16 protein-coding genes are annotated in these 18,456 nt (G+C 71.9%); 11 read left to right on the forward strand and 5 right to left on the reverse strand.

Annotated features, from left to right (window positions below; all coding sequences use genetic code 11):
• Positions 1-107: 107 nt before the first annotated feature.
• Positions 108-1,154, forward strand: a complete 1,047-nt coding sequence (locus ACWC2B_RS24605; RefSeq protein WP_450720037.1) for a M4 family metallopeptidase — start codon at positions 108-110, stop codon at positions 1,152-1,154.
• On the opposite strand, the gene ACWC2B_RS24610 is transcribed toward ACWC2B_RS24605, so the two are convergent.
• From ACWC2B_RS24610 to ACWC2B_RS24625, 4 genes are all read right to left on the reverse strand, one after another.
• Positions 1,117-1,671, reverse strand: a complete 555-nt coding sequence (locus ACWC2B_RS24610) for an MgtC/SapB family protein (RefSeq protein ID WP_450720039.1) — start codon at positions 1,669-1,671, stop codon at positions 1,117-1,119. The two genes, ACWC2B_RS24605 and ACWC2B_RS24610, sit on opposite strands and share 38 nt — an antisense overlap.
• Before the next feature lie 222 nt (positions 1,672-1,893).
• Positions 1,894-3,150, reverse strand: coding sequence for a phosphodiester glycosidase family protein (locus ACWC2B_RS24615; RefSeq protein WP_450720041.1), 1,257 nt, complete (start codon positions 3,148-3,150; stop codon positions 1,894-1,896).
• 207 nt (positions 3,151-3,357) lie between these two features.
• A complete protein-coding gene (locus ACWC2B_RS24620) occupies positions 3,358-3,831 on the reverse strand; it encodes a GNAT family N-acetyltransferase (RefSeq protein WP_450720043.1) in 474 nt (157 codons plus the stop codon).
• A 31-nt stretch (positions 3,832-3,862) separates the two neighbouring features.
• Complete coding sequence (locus tag ACWC2B_RS24625; protein WP_450720045.1) at positions 3,863-4,852, reverse strand: transcriptional regulator; 990 nt, start codon at positions 4,850-4,852, stop codon at positions 3,863-3,865.
• A gap of 60 nt (positions 4,853-4,912) precedes the next feature.
• Between ACWC2B_RS24625 and ACWC2B_RS24630 the strand changes: the two genes are divergently transcribed.
• The 3 genes from ACWC2B_RS24630 to ACWC2B_RS24640 all read left to right on the forward strand — a co-directional run bounded on the left by ACWC2B_RS24630 (position 4,913) and on the right by ACWC2B_RS24640 (position 7,996).
• Positions 4,913-6,130, forward strand: coding sequence for an MFS transporter (locus ACWC2B_RS24630; protein WP_450720047.1), 1,218 nt, complete (start codon positions 4,913-4,915; stop codon positions 6,128-6,130).
• Positions 6,131-6,194: 64 nt separating this feature from the next.
• A complete protein-coding gene (locus ACWC2B_RS24635) occupies positions 6,195-6,920 on the forward strand; it encodes a hypothetical protein (RefSeq protein WP_450720049.1) in 726 nt (241 codons plus the stop codon).
• Positions 6,921-6,985: 65 nt separating this feature from the next.
• Positions 6,986-7,996: an SDR family NAD(P)-dependent oxidoreductase gene (locus ACWC2B_RS24640; protein ID WP_450720051.1), complete on the forward strand. Its 1,011-nt coding sequence runs from the start codon at positions 6,986-6,988 to the stop codon at positions 7,994-7,996.
• 89 nt (positions 7,997-8,085) lie between these two features.
• On the opposite strand, the gene ACWC2B_RS24645 is transcribed toward ACWC2B_RS24640, so the two are convergent.
• Complete coding sequence (locus tag ACWC2B_RS24645; protein ID WP_450720053.1) at positions 8,086-9,525, reverse strand: dihydrolipoyl dehydrogenase family protein; 1,440 nt, start codon at positions 9,523-9,525, stop codon at positions 8,086-8,088.
• Between the two features lie 125 nt (positions 9,526-9,650).
• On the opposite strand from ACWC2B_RS24645, the gene trxA reads away from it, so the two are divergent.
• The 7 genes from trxA (at position 9,651) to ACWC2B_RS24680 (ending at position 18,455) form a co-directional block, all read left to right on the forward strand.
• A complete protein-coding gene (gene trxA / locus ACWC2B_RS24650) occupies positions 9,651-10,016 on the forward strand; it encodes a thioredoxin (RefSeq protein ID WP_053725340.1) in 366 nt (121 codons plus the stop codon).
• Positions 10,017-10,306: 290 nt separating this feature from the next.
• The gene (locus ACWC2B_RS24655) at positions 10,307-10,840 is read left to right on the forward strand and encodes a hypothetical protein (protein WP_450720055.1); all 534 of its coding nucleotides are present in this window, start codon (positions 10,307-10,309) and stop codon (positions 10,838-10,840) included.
• 501 nt (positions 10,841-11,341) lie between these two features.
• Positions 11,342-13,519, forward strand: coding sequence for a hypothetical protein (locus tag ACWC2B_RS24660; RefSeq protein WP_450720057.1), 2,178 nt, complete (start codon positions 11,342-11,344; stop codon positions 13,517-13,519).
• Positions 13,520-13,687: 168 nt separating this feature from the next.
• Positions 13,688-15,226 (forward strand): GT4 family glycosyltransferase PelF, encoded by a 1,539-nt coding sequence (gene pelF / locus ACWC2B_RS24665; protein ID WP_450720059.1) that lies wholly within the window; start codon positions 13,688-13,690, stop codon positions 15,224-15,226.
• Positions 15,223-16,611 (forward strand): hypothetical protein, encoded by a 1,389-nt coding sequence (locus tag ACWC2B_RS24670; protein ID WP_450720061.1) that lies wholly within the window; start codon positions 15,223-15,225, stop codon positions 16,609-16,611. Before pelF ends, ACWC2B_RS24670 begins: the two co-directional genes overlap by 4 nt.
• 97 nt (positions 16,612-16,708) lie before the next feature.
• Positions 16,709-17,710 (forward strand): SDR family NAD(P)-dependent oxidoreductase, encoded by a 1,002-nt coding sequence (locus ACWC2B_RS24675; protein ID WP_450720063.1) that lies wholly within the window; start codon positions 16,709-16,711, stop codon positions 17,708-17,710.
• Between the two features lie 31 nt (positions 17,711-17,741).
• Positions 17,742-18,455, forward strand: a complete 714-nt coding sequence (locus ACWC2B_RS24680) for a nucleotidyltransferase family protein (RefSeq protein ID WP_450720065.1) — start codon at positions 17,742-17,744, stop codon at positions 18,453-18,455.
• Position 18,456: the final 1 nt, after the last annotated feature.

Genomic DNA, 18,456 nt, shown 5'->3' on the forward strand with positions numbered 1-18,456 from the left:
CGGCACGGGCGCCCCTCCCTGACGAGGGGCGCCCGCCGGACGGCACATTCCAGCCAACTCAACTGCTGCCGGTGACAGCCCGGTCACCCTGTGCCACATTGCTGCCCATGAACGAACCCGCCATCTGCCACGTCGTACCTCCCCACATCCTCGACCGGCTCGCCCAGGACGAGGACCCCACCGTGTACGAGCCCGCGCGCCGCACCCTGGAGCACGACGCCCAGCTGCGTACCCAGCGCCGGATCACCACGGTTCGCGGCGCCGCCGCCCCCACCGGCACGCCGTCCGACAAGCCCGAGCGCACCATCTACGACGCCGGGCACCAGGCGACGCTGCCCGGCACGAAGGTGCACGCCGAGAGCGATCAGCCCTCGGCCGACGCCACCGTCAACCGGGCGCACACCGGGCTCGGTGCCACGTTCGAGTTGTATCTCAAGGCCTTCGGGCGCCACTCCATCGACGACTCCGGGCTGCCGCTGATCGCGACCGTGCACTACGGCGACAAGTACGACAACGCCTTCTGGAACGGCGAGCAGATGGTGTTCGGCGACGGGGACGGGGAGCTCTTCCTGGACTTCACGCTGCCCGTCGACGTCATCGGCCACGAACTGACCCACGGCGTCACGCAGTACACCGCGAACCTGGACTACTTCGGCCAGTCGGGCGCGCTCAACGAGTCCGTCTCCGACGTGTTCGGCTCGCTCATCAAGCAGTACGCGCTGGGCCAGAGCGCCGACCAGGCCGACTGGCTCATCGGTGCCGGGCTGCTCGGCCCCCGCATCCACGGCGAGGCGCTGCGCTCGATGAAGGCCCCCGGCACGGCGTACGACGACCCGCAGCTCGGCAAGGACCCGCAGCCGGCCACCATGGACGACTACGTCCGCACGAGCCGCGACAACGGCGGGGTGCACCTCAACTCGGGCATCCCCAACCACGCGTTCTACCTGCTGGCCACGGCTCTCGGCGGCAACGCCTGGGAGCGGGCCGGGAAGATCTGGTACGCCACGCTCACCGGCGGCGAACTCGGCACGGACGCGCAGTTCGCCGACTTCGCGCGGCTGACCGCGGCGTCCGCGCGCAGCCTGTTCGGCGACGGTGACGAGATCCAGGCGGTACTCAAGGCCTGGTCCCAGGTCGGCGTGCCGGCAACCTGACGGGCGCCCGCTCCGCGACCGGCCGGCAGCACGGAATCGTCGCGCGCACCTCGTCCCGCACGTCCTCGGCCTCGGAGCCGGGGTCGTGCCGGGGCGCGGGTGCCCGGTCGATCAGCCGTCCGGCCGGTCGCAGCAGCAGGTGTACGGCGAGGACGGTGGCGGTGCCGAGCAGCGCGAGGTCGAGTCGGCCCGAGGCGGCCAGCACCCCGAGTGCGGCCGAACACCACAGCGTGGCCGCGGTGTTGAGGCCGTGCACCGAGGCACCGTCGCGCAGGATGACGCCGCCGCCGAGGAATCCGATGCCGGAGACGACGTAGGAGGCGACCCGGGTGGGGCTGCTCTCGTCGCCGACCGCCTCGCTGTAGAGGACGAACAGAGTGGCCCCGGCGGCCACGAGGGCGTTGGTGCGCAGCCCGGCGGTGCGGGCGCGCCACTGCCGCTCGATGCCTATCAGGGCGCCGCAGCCGACGCCGACGGCGAGCCGCAGGGCGAAGTCGAAGGTGGTGAGGGTGGACACGGGAGCTCCTCTCACCCGGCCGGGAGCGGCCGGACGCGCCGGCCCGGCGGCGCGCCGAGAGGCGCTACCGCAGGCCGGAGGGGGGTGGGGACAGGGGGTCGCGCGGCCGATGCCGGTCCGCACTGCTGCGACTTCGCTCCATGTCCTCACCCCCTTCCCGTGCTCCTCCTGGCTACCGGACGACCGTACGCCTATTTGCGCATCTATGCAAATAGATGCTCGTCACTTCGCGTATACGGCGACGAAGTCCCTGGTCGCCTGGTTGTAGTAGCGCTCCGGCGGGTTCTCGAAGTCGAGGAGGTTGGTGGGCTTGGGGTTCGCCGGGTTGCTGGTGGGGTCGTAGCTCATGAAGGAGGGCCAGGCGCGGTTCATGTCGAGCGGCATCGCGCGCACCGCGCCCGCCTGGTGCATGAGTTCGGCGAGGGTGCGGGCGGTGAGGGCCTGGCCGACGACCATGATGACGTCGCCCTGCGCGGTCACCCCGACCCCCGAGCGCTCCACGAACATCCGGCTCTGGTCGGTGGCGCCCCACTTGGAGTCGACGTCGATCTCCGGCACGACCCTGCCGTTGTCGACCATGAGCTCCAGGCACTGGCGCACTCCGACCACGTCACGCGTCATCCCCATGTCGCGCCCCCACTTGCCGATCCTGATCGAGCCGTCCTTGTAGAAGACCTCCGACGCCGCGCCGTTGCGCAGTTCCCCGGACTTCTCGCCGTCGAGGTAGAAACCGCCGCGCGAGCCGCCGTCGGTGATCTTGAAGCCGCCGTTCCAGGTGGCGAGGAGGCCGGCGCGCCGCCCCTTCGGGATGTTGGGCGGTACGGAGAAGGTGCCGCCGGGCTCGCGCACTCCGGGGTGCAGTTCGAAGCGCGCCTTCTTGCCGCTGATCCAGGCGACGGCCGCCTGGTAGGAGGTGTGGTCGCTGTCGGGCCGTACGTAGGTGCCCTGCACCACCGGTTCGCCGTGCGCGGTGCTGAGCACCCGCCACACACCCTCGCCCGGCAGGGCCGGGGTGACCAGCGGCGGCATCGAGGCACGCAGGGGAACTTCCTGGTGATGGATCGGCATGGCCGGGGCCGTCGCCTTCATGCGGGCCAGCGCCTCGCTGGGCAGGGAACCGCCGACCTTGGGCGGGTCGAGTTCGTACTGCAGGTTCTCCAGCTTGTCGACGACCGCGCCCAGCCTGTGTTCGCGGGCCCAGCCGGCCAGGCGGGCCGCCGTGCTGTCGTCACCGGGGTAGGTCAGCGCCTCCCCCACCGAGTAGCCGACGGTGCCGACACACAGCAGACCCGCCGCGAGCGCGCTGCGCGTGGTGCGCTTGCGCCATTTGAGCTGATGCGGCGTCAGCGTGCTCCGGGGTCTCCACGGCGCGAGGCTCCGTCGGCCGGGCGCTGCCGCGCCGGGGGGAGCCGCCGCGTCCGGCTCGTTCCGCCCGCCCTGAACGCCGCCGCCTTCCGGCCGTCCCGCCCTGTGCGCCATGTCGCCCTCATCTCGGCCTGCTCGGGACCACGCGGTCCCCTCACGCGGAGGTGTCGCTCTCCGCGGGCGGCAGCCGTGAGCGGTCTGCCAAGCCGATTCACAACCTAAGCCCGCTTTTGCGACATATCGACCGGTGTCAGGCGACCGGATTACCCTCTGACCGCCGCCGGATCGCCCCGCCCCGACCGGCTCCGCAGGCAACTCCGTTCAGGACGTGGGGAGTTCGAGCTCCGGGCGGTCCCACATCACGGCGGGCGGATTGGCCGCCACCGTGCCGGTCCGCTTCGCTCCCACGCCGAGATAGAAGCCCTCGGCGGGCGGGTGCGAGACGATCCGTACGCTGTCGAGCCCGGCCGCGCGCGCCTCGCCCTTCAGGTGGTCCATGAGGAGGCGGCCGATGCCGCGGCCCTGGGCGTCGTCCGCGACGAACATCAGGTCCAGTTCGGGCGGGCTCAGGATCAGCGCGTAGAAGCCGAGCACCCGGCCGTCCGGGCCGACGGCCACATGGACCTCGTGGGTCTCGATGTAGTCCGGGCCCACCCGGTACCCGGCGATCATCGGCGCGTACGGACCCTCGTAGGCGCTGGAGGTGCGCACCAGGCGCGTCAGCCGCTTGGCGTCACGGGCGGTCGCCCGACGGACGGTCACCCCGCCCTCCCCACCCGTAACACGTGAATTCATGGGGAGAGTATTACTCACGAGCCCATTCATCTCATGCCCGGCCTGCTCCGCCAAGGCCGCCCGGTGCCGCGACGAGGACGTCCCCCGCCGGAGTCCGGTAGTAGAGGACCGACCGGCCCGAGCGGCGCCGTCCCACCAGACCCGCGTCGAGCAGGATCCTGAGGTGGCGGCCCACCGAGCCGAGGCCCTGGCCGGTCAGCGCCACCAGATGGCTCGTGCTCTTCGGGGTGCCGAGCAGCAGGAGCACCCCCGCGCGAGCCGGTCCGAGCAGCGCGCCCAGGGCCTGGGGCGCCGCCGCCCGGCCCGCTTCGGCGAGCACGCCCGTGCACGAGTACACGACGGCGTAGTGGCCCCGGTCGTCCCAGGTGACCCAGCACGGGCGCGAGGTGACCGGCAGGAACAGGAGCTGGGCCGCCGAGATGTCCTGGGGCGGATAGTCGTGCACGTTGATCTGGAGCCGGCTCTCGCCGAGCCAGCGCATCCCGGGCCGCATGTCGTCGAGCACCGCGGCCCAGCCGCCCCGGCTCAACTGCCCGGTGCGCGCGATGATGTCGGCCTCCATGATCCGGCGTCGGCGCGGCCAGTCCGGGAGCACCACCCGCGTCCACAGCCAGTCGAGGAGGTCCGCCGTGCGGTCCGCCAGATCCGCGCGGTGCAGCACGGCGGGGAGCGGGCCGCCGATCGTCTCGACCAGGTCGGCGTGCACGGTGTCCGCAGGGGTGGCACGGATCTCCGCCAGTTCCTCGTGGAAGGACCGCTCGCCCTCGCCGGTCGGCGTGGGCACGAGGTAGTCCGCGGTCCAGCGGGCACCGCGCACGGCACGTACGAGCTGCGCGGTGACCGGATCCGCCGCCAACAGTGCGCGGAACGCGGGCAGTTGGGCATCGAGCCAGGCCCGCTCGCCGGAGTGGTGAGCCGTCGGGGAGAGCAGCGCGAAGAGGGTCGCGGTGGTCTCGGCCAGCGGCGAGACGACGAACCGGCTCCCCGCGAGGGTGTCCGCGCCGACCTGCCACCACCCCATGGTTTCGCCTCCCCGCGAAACAGTAACGCCCGCGCCGCGCGGCCCCGAAGACTCCCCGCCATGCCCACCTACCGGGAGCTCCTGCGTACGCCCGAGTTCGCCCCCTTCTTCCTCGTGTCCTCCGTCCAGGTCGCCGCGGCGACGGTGAGCGGTCTCGCGCTCGCCACCCTCGTCTACGCGACGACCGCCTCGCCGCTGCTCTCCGCGCTCAGCATGTTCGGCGCCTCCTTCGCCCAGGTGATCGGCGCGAGCCTGCTGATGTCGGCGGCCGACCGGCTGGCGCCGCGCGCCGCGACGACCGCGATCGCGCTGGCCTTCGCCGCGAGCACGGCGCTGCTCGCCGTGCCGGGCCTGCCCGTCGGTGCCGTCTTCGCGGTCCTGCTCTGTCAGGGCCTGGTCGCCTCGGTCGGCGGCGGGGTGCGCTACGGACTGCTCGACGAGATCCTGCCGAGGGACCGCTACGTCCTGGGCCGCTCGGTGCTCAACATGAGCGCGGGCAGCATGCAGATCTGCGGGTTCGCCGGCGGCGGCGTCCTCGTGGCCGCGCTCTCCCCGCGCGGCGCCCTGCTCGCGGGCGCGGCCCTGCACTTGGCCGCGGCGGCCGTGGCCCGCCTGCGGCTCGCCCGCCGGCCGCCGCGGGTCTCGGGCCGCCCTTCGATCGCCGAGACCTGGCGTGTCAACACCCGTCTGTGGGCGTCGAGTTCGCGTCGCCGCCTCTACCTCGGCCTGTGGGTGCCGAACGGTCTGATCGTCGGCTGCGAATCCCTCTTCGTGTCGTACGCACCCGATCACGCGGGCCTGCTCTTCGCCGCGGCGGCCGTCGGCATGCTGGCCGGGGACACCGTCACCGGCCGCTTCCTGGGGGCGGGTTGGCGGCGTCGGCTGCCGGTACCGCTTCTGCTGCTGCTCGCCGCTCCCTATCCGGTGCTCGCCCTGCGTCCGCCTCTGCCGCTCGCCGTCGCGGCCGTGTCGCTGGCCTCCGTCGGATACGCGGCGAGCCTGCTTCAGCAGGAGCGGCTCGTGGCCCTGGTCCCGGAGGGCATGACGGGGCAGGCGCTCGGGCTGCACTCCTCGGGCATGCTCACCTTCCAGGGCATCGGCGCGGCCCTCGCGGGCACGGTCGCCCAGCGCACGTCGCCCGGCACGGCCATGGCTGTCATGGCCTTGGCATCGATCGCCGTCACGCTCGTACTCGCGGCGGGATCAGGCCGAATTCGCGGGCCCCGCCGCCCCGTTGAGGGCGGACGTCCCGCACCGCAGCGGGTGTCCGAGGTGTGAGCGAGGCGTGGCCGATACCGCGTGGTGTCGCAAGGACAGGGGGGACGCGGGGTAGATAAGGGTCATGACCGACCATTTCTTGTCGCCCGCTCTGTACGTCTTAATGATCGTCCTGGTCATGAAGGTCATGGACGGGCTGCCGCAGCGGACGTTCAGCCTGCGCAAGCCGCCGAAGGTGGCGATCGGGCTCTGGCTGCTCGTGGCGATCCCCTCGCTGCTCCAGTTCGCGTTCCCGGGGATCTACGACGCCCTGCACCGCGACTCGGACAAAATCATCGACCACGGCCAGTGGTGGCGGGCGTACACCTCGTTCATGGTGCAGGACGGTGGGGTCGGCGGAACCGCGTTCAACCTGTTCGTCCTGGCCCTCATCGGCTTCGCCGCCGAGCGCGTGTGGGGCACCCGCATGCTGCTCGCGTTCGTTCCGGCCCTGATGCTCGTGTTCAGCGTGGACACGTTCCTGGTCCACGGGCCTCCCGGCGGCGGCAACTCGGGGCTGACCTTCCGGCTCGCCACCAGCATCGCCGGGCTCGCCCTGCTCATCCGCCCGGGCAGGCGCCACTACCTGCTGGCCGCCGCGATCGTCGTGGACGGCGCGGTCCTGCTGCTGCTCGGCGACGGTCACGGCGAGCCCATGATCACCGGCATCGTCGCGGGTCTGCTCGCGGCCCTCGTCCAGCGCCGCTGGCCACGTGTGTGGCAGCCCGTCGCCGCCGACCCGACCGCACAGGGGAACGCGCCCGAGCCCAGGGAGGCGCCGGAACCGGAGAGCGATCTGGAGGGGCGTTGAGGTCAATGGGCTTGCGCGGAAGGGGAGTTGACTGAGAGTGCACTTCAACTCTTAGGTTCCTCCCCATGACCACCTCTGAACAGCACACCCCTCAGCACACGATCGGATCGGGCTTCGGGGCCCGGAGCACCACCGCGGACGTACTGGCCGGGACCGACCTCTCCGGGAGGCTCGCCGTCGTCACGGGCGGCTACTCGGGGATCGGCCTGGCGACGACCCGCGCGCTCGCCGGTGCGGGTGCCCGCGTCGTGGTTCCCTCCCGGCGGCTCGACGTCGCCGAAGCCGCCGTGGCGGGGATTCCCGGCGTCGAGGTCGACACGCTGGACCTCGCCGACCTCGACAGCGTGCGCGCCTTCGCCGACCGCTTCCTGGCCTCCGGCCGCTCCATCGACATCCTGGTCAACAGCGCAGGGGTCATGGCCTGCCCCGAGACCCGGGTCGGGCCGGGCTGGGAGGCCCAGTTCGCGACCAACCACCTCGGGCACTACGCGCTGGTCAACCGGTTGTGGCCGGCGCTGGCCGCGGGCGGCGGCGCCCGCGTCGTGGCGGTCTCCTCCCGGGGCCACCAGCTCTCCGCCATCCGCTGGGACGACCCGCACTTCGCCCTCGGCTACGACAAGTGGCAGGCGTACGGGCAGGCGAAGACCGGCAACGTCCTGTTCGCCGTGCATCTCGACGCCCTGGGCCGGGACGCGGGCGTGCGGGCGTTCTCCGTGCACCCCGGCGAGATCCACACCCCGCTGGTGCGCCACGTCTCGGCCGAGGAGCGGATCGCCGCGGGCTGGGTCGACGCGCGGGGCGACTGGTCCTTCGACTTCAAGACCCCGGAACAGGGCGCCGCCACCCAGGTGTGGGCGGCGACCTCCTCGCAGCTCGCGGGCCTGGGCGGCGTCTACTGCGAGGACTGCGACGTAGCGGAACCCGCGGCTGCGGGCGCGGCAGGCGTCGCCGACGGCGAGCTCGACCACGACGCGCTCACCAGCGGCGTACGCCCGCACGCGACCGACCGCGAGCAGGCGGCCCGGCTGTGGGCGCTGTCGGCCGAGCTCACCGGCGTGGACGCGTTCGCAGCGTAAGAGCCTGGGTCCGAGCTCCGTCCGCCGCAGGTCCTTCGCCGCGTAACAGGCTGTGTCCGAAATCCGTCGGCCGCAGGGCCGGGCGCGCTTCAGCCCCGGTACGTCTCCAGGAGGCGCAGCCACACCTCGCTGATCGTCGGGTACGACGGGACCGCGTGCCACAGACGCTCCAGGGGTACCTCGCCCGCGATGGCGACGGTCGCCGAGTGGATCAGCTCGCCGACGCCGGGGCCGACGAAGGTGACGCCGAGCAGGATGCCGCGGTCCTCGTCGACGACCATGCGGGCGCGGCCCCGGTAGCCGTCGGCGTAGAGGCCGGCGCCCGCGACGCCGCTCATGTCGTAGTCGACGGAGCGCACCCGGCGGCCCGCGGCCTCCGCCTCGGCCAGGGTGAGCCCCGCCGAGGCGGCCTCGGGGTCGGTGAAGACGACCTGGGGGACGGCCGCGTGGTCGGCGGTCGCGTTGTGGGCGCCCCAGCGGTCGCTCTCCAGGACCGGGGTTCCTGCGGCGCGGGCCGCGATGGCCGCTCCGGCGATCCTGGCCTGGTACTTGCCCTGGTGGGTGAGGAGCGCACGGTGGTTCACGTCGCCGACCCCGTACAGCCAGTCGCTGCCCGCGACGCGGCAGGAGTCGTCGACGGGCAGCCAGGAGCCGGGGTCCAGGCCGATGGTCTCCAGGCCGATGTCGTCGGTGCGGGGCGCGCGGCCGGTGGCGAAGAGGATCTCGTCGGCCTCCAGGCGTTCGTCGCCCTCGGGGCCGCGTACCGACACCGTCACCGCGCCGGTCGCCACATTGCGTACGACGTCCGTGACCGAGGTGTGCGTGCGGAGCTCGGCGCCCGCCTCGCGCAGCGCGTCGGCGACCAGCTCGCCCGCGAACGGCTCCATCCTCGGCAGCAGCCCCTCGCCCCGCACCAGCAGGGTGACCTGTGCGCCGAGCGCCTGCCAGGCGGTGGCCATCTCGGCGGCCACCACTCCCCCGCCGACCACCACGAGCCGCCCCGGCACCTCCTGGGCGCTGGTGGCCTCGCGGCTGGTCCAGGGGTTCACCTCGTCGAGCCCCGGCAGGTCCGGCAGCTGGGCGCGGCTGCCGGTGCACACGGCGACGGCGTGCCGGGCCGTGAGGACGTGGTGCTCGCCCTCGGGGCTGGTGACGCTGACCTTGCGGGTCCCGTACAGGCGCCCGTGGCCGCGGTAGAGGTGGGCGCCGATGCCGTCGAGCCAGGCGACCTGCCCGTCGTCCTTCCAGTGGGAGGTGTACTCGTCGCGGTGGGCGAGGACCGCCCGGGCGTCGAGCGGGCCCTGCACCGACTGGCGCAGGCCCGGCACCCTGCGGGCCTCGGCGCGGGCGACCACCGGGCGGAGCAGCGCCTTGCTGGGCATGCAAGCCCAGTACGAGCACTCGCCGCCGACCAGCTCGCTCTCCACCACCGCGCAGCTCAGGCCCGCCGCCCGCACCCGGTCGGCGACGTTCTCGCCGACCGGTCCCGCACCCAGCACCACCACGTCGTATTCCTCGGCTTCCGTCATAGGCACAGTCTGGTGTGCGGTGTACTCGGTGGCCACAGGGGCACACGTCCAGGACGGAATACCGCGGCGGCGCACGCGGTTGTGCGAGGCGGTCCCACCCCCGGGGCCGGGAAGAGGTGTGTGTGATGGCGACTGTCGAGCTGACCAAAGAGAACTTCGACTCGGTCGTGTCCGAGAACGGATTCGTGCTGATCGATTTCTGGGCCTCCTGGTGCGGCCCGTGCCGTCAGTTCGCCCCGGTGTACGAAGCCGCGTCCGAGCGCCACGACGACCTGGTCTTCGCGAAGGTGGACACCGAGGCCCAGCAGGAGCTGGCGCAGGCCTTCGACATCCGGTCGATTCCGACGCTGATGATCGTCCGCGACAACGTGGCGGTCTTCGCGCAGCCCGGCGCGCTGCCCGAGGCGGCCCTTGAGGACGTCATCGGCCAGGCGCGCGGTCTGGACATGGACGAGGTCCGCAAGTCGGTCGAGGCGGCCCAGCAGAAGTAGCCCGGCTCTCCCGCTCATCACGGCCCCCTCCCCTCCGGGGGTGGGGGCCGTGGCGTTGACCGGGGGCGGAATGCGCCATTGCTGGGCACGACGGGGTGCGTCGGTTACCGGTCAGCCGACCGTCCGCGGGCACCGGGCGTGCCTCTCCACGCTGTACGCGAGGTGAGGTCAAGAGGTCAACCGGCGCCAATCCGCGACCAGTTCACGCCCGCGGGGTTCGAGCCAGGAGGTGCTCCACAATGTGGGGATCCGGCGGACGTCGTGTGTGCTTCCTCCTACTCTCCGTCCTCATGGGAATCACACACCTGAGGCGTTTCAGCCTCGCCGCGGCCCTCGCCTCCTCCCTCGCCCTCTTCGGCGTGAGCCAGTCGGCGAGCGCCGAAGCCGCCGCGGACGTCAGTTTCAGCGCCGACCAGACGGCGGCCACGCCCGGCGGCACGGTCGATCTGAAGATGACCTTCACCAACAACCAGACCACCGATGTGTGGTTCGTCTACCAGTCTGTCCAGCCGACCTGGCAGACCACGCAGCGCACCGACCTCAAGTACACACTCGCCTCGTGTTCCGGCACGGGCGTGACCTGCACCGGGACGGGCACCACCACGCTCGGCGTGAACTACTCGGTCCCGGTCGCGCCGGGCACCAGCCGCACCGTCACCATCCCGGTGCAGATAGCCACGGCCTCCGGCTGCAACGGCGACATCGCGTTCTACTCGTACGTCTACTACGAGTTCAACAACAGCCAGAGCCACAAGGACGGCGTCTTCAACTCCCCGACGATGCACGTCAACTGCGCCGCTCCCGCCCCGGCCGTCGCTCACTGACCACCCCTCGGCCGCTCCTGTCCGCGGCCCACGGACGCCGGTCGGCCCATCCCCCCGGGTCGGCCGGTTCCGTGTGTCCGGGATTTAACCTCCGCGGCTCGTATTCGAGTAGATGTTTCGCTCGCGTGGCCGAAAATCGGATACTCCCCGGAAAGCCGAGTTGTCTGGACCATTGGCGGTTCGCGCCGTCGTGCGCCCCCGATGCCGAAAGCGGTTACTCCGCCCGGCCCCTCGGATTTCCCCCTGCCGGCACACCCCGCCAAGACCGTCCGGAAGCCCGCAAATCTTCCTGTGCACCCGGTCTGCGCCCCACCACAGCAGCCACGGTTTTTCGTCATGTTTCACATTAGCCACTCGAAAACTCCTCGAAGAGCCGCACTATGTGACGCGACAGAGCGGAAACGGCGGGCCCTTCTCACCAGGGCGTGACCGTTGCGCCGGGGGCGGGGTCCGGACAGGCAGGGGAGCCGAACGGACCTCCAGGGGAGGGGACTTCACCGCGTGAAGCGGAACACACACCGCAGCAGACACATCACCGGCCTTGCGGTCGGCGGGGTTCTGCTCGCCACGGGCTTACCGGCGGCGCCGGCGTACTCGGCGACGCCCGCGCCGCGCATCGACTTGAAGGTGCTCGTCGTCTCGGACGGCGGCCCCGCCACCGAGGCCATCACCGCGGAACTGGACGGCGAAGGCACTCCGTACACCGTGGTCGACCTGGGGAAGTCCGGGCGTCCCGTCATCGACCAGGCGTTCCTCTCCGACACCGTGAACGGTTCGCCCCGGGCCAAGTTCCAGGCCGTGGTACTGCCGAACGACAACCCGTTCCCGGCCGGCTCCGCCGAAATGGCAGCGCTCGTCGCGTACGAGAAGTCGTATGCGATCCCGCAGGTCGACGCCTACACCTACGCGCGTCCACAGGTGGGTCTGCAGCCCGCCGCCACCAGCGGCTACAGCGGCTCGGTGGACGGGCTCCAGGCCCAGGTGACGGCGGCCGGCCGGAGCACCGGGCCGTTCGGGTACCTCAACGGGACCGTGCCGTTCGAGGACAACTCCCCTTCCGTGAGCGAGAGTTACGCCTTCCTCGCGCAGCCGGCCGCGGGCGCCGACTTCACGAGTTACGTCCAGGCGCCGATTCCCGGCAGCTCGGGCAACGGCACCCTCGTCGGCGAGTACCGCCACGACGGACGCCGGGAACTGGTGGTCACCTTCGCCTACAACCAGTACCAGGAGCAGTTCAAGCTGCTCGCCCGCGGCATCGTCGACTGGATGACGCAGAACGTGCGGCTCGGCGCCTCGCGGAACTACTTCGCGGTCCACGTGGACGACGTGTTCGCCGGCGACGACCGCTGGGACCCGAACCTCAACTGCACGCCCGGCGACGTGGACTGCCCGCCCGGGCAGGGCGTCCAGGACTCGATCCGGATGACCCCGGACGATGTGAAGAACGCGGTGGCCTGGGAGAAGTCCCGGGGCTTCACGCTCGACCTCGCCTACAACGGCGGCGGCAGCGTCGAGTACCGCGAGAACCACAGCGGGACGGACACGCTTGCGGACCAACTGGCCCTGAACAAGGGCGACTTCCGCTGGGTCAACCACACCTACGACCACGCCTTCCTCGGCTGCGAGCAGAACGTCTCGGTCGTCCCGTGGAAGTGCGCGACCAACCCCGACGGCTCGACCAAGTACGTGAGCCAGGCCGAGATATCCAAGGAGATATCCGACAACCAACGATGGGCGCAGGGCGTCGGACTGCCCGTCGAATCCGATGAGTTGATCACCGGGGAGCACTCGGGGATGAAGCTCCTGCCGCAGCAGCCGCAGGACAACCCGTACCTGGCCCCCGCGATCACCGCCAACAAGATCGGCTGGCTCGGCGCCGACATGTCGCGCGACCCCGAGCAGCGCCAGGTGGGCCAGGCGCTCACCGTCGCCCGCTACCCGATCAACATCTTCTACAACGCGGGCCACGCCGCCGAGCAGGTCGACGAGTACAACTGGATCTACACCAGCCGCACGCAGGGCGGCAGCGGCCTGTGCGACGACCTGCCGAACACCACCTGCCTGCCCGCGCCGCTGAACACGGCCACCGGGTACGCCGGCCACATCGTGCCCCTGGAGACGCAGGTCGCCCTCGGCCACGTCCTGGGCAACGACCCCCGGCCGCACTTCATCCACCAGTCCAACCTCGCCGAGGACCGGATCGGCTATCCCGTGCTCGACGGGGTGCTCGACCAGTACAAGGCGCTGTACGCGGCCAGTGCCCCGCTGGTGAACCTGCGGATGAAGGACATCGGCGCCGAGCTGCGCGACCGGGCCGCCTGGAACACCGCGGTGAAGGCCGGCCAGGTCACCGGGTACCGGATCGGCGACAGCGTGACCGTGCAGGCCCCGGCGGGCGTGGCCGTCACCGCGACGATGCCGAAGGGCACCAACCAGGTGCTGGGGAGTGGCACTTCGGCGTTCGGCCAGGCCTACGCCGGGAGCGTGTCCGGCTGGGTGTCGCCGCAGTCGGGGCAGAGCAGCGTCTCGCTGGCCCTTGTCCCGGCCCTCGCCAGAGCCCTGGCACCGCAGTCCCGCCGCGCGCCGTCCGCCGAGTCCGCGACGCCGCAGAGCGCACCGCGCACGCCGGTCCCCGCCGGTGTCACCAAGCCGGTTCCGTACGGCGCCGAGCGGCGCTGACACCGGTCCACCGAGGTTCCGGACGCCTGCCGCCGCCGCGGCGGCGGGCCGCCGGGCCGCCTCGGAGTCTGTGTCCGAACCCCGCCCGGGCCTGCGGCGTCCGATCCGGACGGCGTCCAGACACAGGCTCTCACCACCCACCGCTCTCTTCAGCCGCGGAGCGCATGCATGCACGTTCCACACCGCGCGCCGCGCTCCGGCGCGGCGCGGGTCACCCTGCTCACCGAGGGCACCTATCCGCACAGCCACGGCGGGGTGAGCGTCTGGTGCGACCAGCTCGTCACCGGAATGCCCGACATCGATTTCGACATCATCGCGGTGACCGGCACCGGACGCGAACCCACCGTGTGGGAACTCCCGCCGCACGCGTCCGAGGCCGCCTCGGTCCCCATGTGGGGCCCCGCGCCCACCGGTTCGGCCCCGCGGGGCCGCCAGGAGCGGCGCCTGATGACGGCTTACGAACGCTTCCTGACCGCACTGCTCGACCCGTCGGCGGAGAGCGGTTTCGGTCCGGCGCTGTACGAGATGGCCCGGGCCGCAAGGGACGGCTCGCTCAGTCCCGCGCTGCGCGGCGACGGGGCGATCCGGGTCATGACCGAGGTGTGGAACCGGCCGGGGCTCGCGGTGCGCGAGGCCCGGCCCACCCTGCACGACGCGGTCACCGCGACCGGGCTCCTGGAGCACGCGCTGCGGCCGCTCGCCGCGACGCCGCCCAGCCAGGGCGTCTCGCACGCGGTCAGTGGCGGAGTGGCCGTCCTGCCGGGTCTTGCGGGGGCCGAACTCCACGGCGTCCCCCTGCTGTTGACGGAGCACGGGGTCTATCTGCGCGAGCGCTATCTGGGATACCGGACCGCTCCGTACCGCTGGCCGGTCAAGGCGGTGCTTCTCGGGTTCTTCCGGCTGCTCGCCGAGGAGACGTACCGGCGGGCCGCGCTGATCACGCCGGGCAATCAGTACAACCGGCTGTGGGAGGAGCAGGGCGGGGCCGATCCCCAGCTGATCCGCACTGTCTACAACGGCGTCGACCCGGCGGCGTTCCCGCCCGCCGGACCGGAGCCGTCCGCCCCAACTCTCAGTTGGGCCGGGCGAGTTGACCCCATCAAGGATTTGGAGACGCTGATCCGCGCCTTCGCCAAGGTACGCGGTGAACTCCCCGAGGCCACCCTGCGCCTGTTCGGCGGCACGCCCCGGGGCGGCGAGGCCTACCGGGAGCGGTGCGAGGCCCTTGCCGACTCGCTCGGCCAGGGCGGCGCGGTCACCTTCGAGGGCCGCGTCGACGACATCCGGGACGCCTACGCCGCGGGCAACGTGGTCATGCTGTCCAGCATCAGCGAGGGCTTCCCCTTCACGCTGATCGAGGCGATGAGCTGCGGCCGGGCCACCGTCTCCACGGATGTGGGCGGGGTGCGCGAGGCGGTCGGTCCGGCCGGTCTGGTGGTGCCGCCGCGCGATGCGGACGCGATGGCCGCGGCAGCCCTGGAACTCCTCGGCGATCCGGTGCGCCGGGCGGCGATGGGGGAAGCGGCGCGGCTACGGGTCGTCGAGCAGTTCACGCTGCGCCAGACCGTCGACACGTTCCGGGCGATATATCTCGAACTCTCCGTACGCGGCGGGGCAGTTGTCCCGGTCCGGCGAGGAGAACACAGCGAGGACAGCACGATGGCCCTGCGCCTGGTCCCCGCCGAGCTGAGCCGGGTGGCCGGATGAGCGGGCCCATCCGTCTGGAGGCGCCCGACGGCCGCGACGACACCCTGACGCTCCGGCTCGCCACAGAGTCCACGATGACGCTGCGCCTGCCGGGCCGGGCGCCCGCCAGGTCCGGCAAGGACGCGGCGGTGGACCGGCTGGCCGCCGAACTCGCCGAGCAGATAGGGCCCGCGGTGCACGCCTACGAGGTCGCGGCGCTGCTTGAGTCCGAGGGCCTGACGGCCCAGCAGATCGCGGACGAGTACGGTCACCGCAATCTGTTCGCGCTCGCCGAGGACCTGTACCGGCGGGTGCCGCGCAGCTTCCCGGAGCCGCCCGCGGCCGCCGACCCCTGGAAGCCCGACCCGGTGCGGTGCGCGCTGCGCGGCGCCCTGTTCGCGCTGCCCGGACTCGCCTACCCGCTGACCGCCCGGCTGTGGCAGAGCGACCGGGCGGTGCTCGCCCTGGTCGTGGCGGGACTCGTCTCCTGGGCTTGGGGGCAGGGGCTCGGCCACCGCGCCTATCTGCGGATGGCCTCGGGCCGGGCCGAGGCGGCCCGCACGCTGGCTGCGGGGGCGCCGCTCGGCGCACTGCTGGCCTGCGCCACGGGCTTCGCGATCGTGGGGCCGAGCAAAGCGGCGTTCTTCGTGGCCGGCCAGTCCTGCTATCTCGCGGCGGCCGGGATCCTCCTGGTCCTGGCACGCGAGCGGCTTCTGCTCGGCGCGCTCGCCCCGATCATCGCGGGGGCCGCGGTCCTGCCGTTCCGGGAGCCGGGCTCGCTGTTGCGGGTGGGGCTGTGCCTGCTCACCCTGATCCTGGTGGTCTCGGCCGTCGGCCACTGTCTGCGGGAGGCGCTGAAGGAACCCGCCGCGACCGCCCCGGCCGCGACCCGGCTCGTGGCGTCCCTGCCGTACGGGCTCTTCGGCCTGGCCGCCGGTGTGCTCGTGGCGTTCGCCGGTCAGCGCCATCCGCCGGCGGTGATCGCGCTGACGCTCAGCATGGGACCCGCCGAATGGCTGCTCTACCGCTACCGGGGCCTGTCGGTCGCGGCGCTGCGCGCGACGGCCACCCCGGCCGCGTTCCGGTGGCGCTCGGCCGCCGTCCTCGGAGGCTGTCTCCTCGTCTATCTGCTCCCGCTGTTCCCCGCGGCGCTGCTCACCGGCGCGGAGCCCGCGCCCCTGCTCGCGCTCGCGGCACTGCTGTGGACGGCGCTGCTGCTCCAGGCGTTCGGCATCGCCTGGCCGCCGGCCGCCGTCAGCCTGGCGGCCGCGGGCGGGGTCGCTTCGGCCGGGCTGCTCGCGCCGCCCCCGGGACCGCTCACCGAACTGCTCTGCTGTGCGGCCGCCGCCCTCACCCTGACCGGCACCACCCTGCACCTGCTCGGCCGGCCGACCGCGCACGCCTGACCCCGGCGCCCCGCCCGGCACAGGGCGGGACACGAGCCTCACGCACCGCAATTGAATGATCACCAAAAGTATCGAACCACCTTGAAAGGAGCGGCAGTTGACTTCCACACCGCTTGTCGCCGTCACCGGAGCCGAAGGCTTCATCGGCTCCCATCTCACCGAGGCCCTCGTCGCCTCCGGGCACCGGGTCCGCGCGATGGCCCAGTACAACTCGTTCTCGTCCTACGGCTGGCTGGAGACCCTGTCCGCCGACGTCCTTGACCAGGTGGAGATCGTCCTGGGCGACGTCCGCGACCCCGGCTCGGTACGGGGTCTTGCCGAAGGCGCCGAGGCCGTCTACCACCTGGCGGCGCTGATCGCGATCCCGTACTCCTACCAGGCCCCGCACAGCTATGTGGACACCAACGTCACCGGCACGCTCAACGTGCTCGAAGCGGTCCGCGCCCTTGAGACGCCGCGCCTGGTGCACACCTCGACCAGCGAGACGTACGGCACCGCGCAGACCGTGCCCATCACCGAGGACCACCCCATCAACACCCAGTCCCCGTACGCCGCTTCGAAGGCCGGCGGGGACCGGCTCGCGGACAGCTACTACGCGAGCTTCGGCACGCCTGTGGTGACGCTGCGCCCGTTCAACACCTACGGGCCGCGCCAGTCGATGCGCGCCGTGATCCCCACCGTCATCGGTCAGGTCGCGGCGGGCTCGCGCACCATCACGCTGGGCGATCTGCGGCCGACCCGCGACTTCACGTTCGCGGCCGACACCGCGCGGGCCTTCCTCGCCGTGGGCACCGCCCCCGCCGAGCGCGTCGTGGGGCGGACGTTCAACGCGGGGACCGGCACCGAGATCTCGGTGGGCGACCTGGTGCGGCTCATCGGCAAGGTGATGGGCGCCGAACTCGACGTACGGGAGGACGGGCAGCGCATCAGGCCCGCCAACTCCGAAGTGATGCGGCTCGTCGCGGACGCGAGCCGGCTCGCCGAAGCCACCGGCTGGCAGCCGGGGTTCGGCTTGGAGTCGGGCCTGGAGCGGACCGCGGAGTTCTTCCGCGACCCGGGCAACCTCGCCCGCTACAAGACCGGCATCTACAACATCTGACCCCGCCAGTCCCATTCTCAGGGAGGCTCCCATGCACGCAGTGATACTCGCCGGAGGCAAGGGCGTCCGGCTGCGGCCGTACACCACGGCGCTGCCCAAGCCGCTGGTCCCGATCGGCGACCAGCACGCGATCCTGGAGATCGTGCTGCGCCAGCTCGCGGCCGCCGGGTTCACCGGCTGCACCATCGCCATCGGCCACCTGGGCCAGATCATCCGGGCCTATGTGGGCGACGGAGAACGCTGGGGTCTGAACATCGACTACAGCACCGAGGAGAGTCCCCTCGGCACGATCGGCCCGCTGCTCACCATGCGGGACCGGCTGCCGGAGTCCTTCCTCGTCATGAACGGGGACATCCTCACCGACCTCGACTACGCGGATGTGCTCACCCGGCACCGCACCAGCGGCGCCCCGCTCACGATCGCCACGTACGCCCGCAAGGTGCACATCGACTTCGGGGTGCTGACCACCGACGACACCAAGGTGGTGGGCTTCACCGAGAAGCCCAGCATGGACTACCGGGTGTCGATGGGCGTGTACGGCCTGTCCCTGGACACCCTGGCCGGCTACACCGAGGGCCTGCCGCTCGGCTTCGACGAGCTGGTGCTCGACCTCCTGAAGGCCGAAACCCCGCCGCACGCCTACGCGTTCGACGGGTACTGGCTGGACATCGGGCGCCCCGACGACTACGACCGGGCGAACGCCGAGTTCACCACCCACCGTTCCCTCCTGCTCAAGGGGGCCTGAG

The sequence above is a fragment of the Streptomyces sp. NPDC001415 genome (assembly GCF_053597395.1).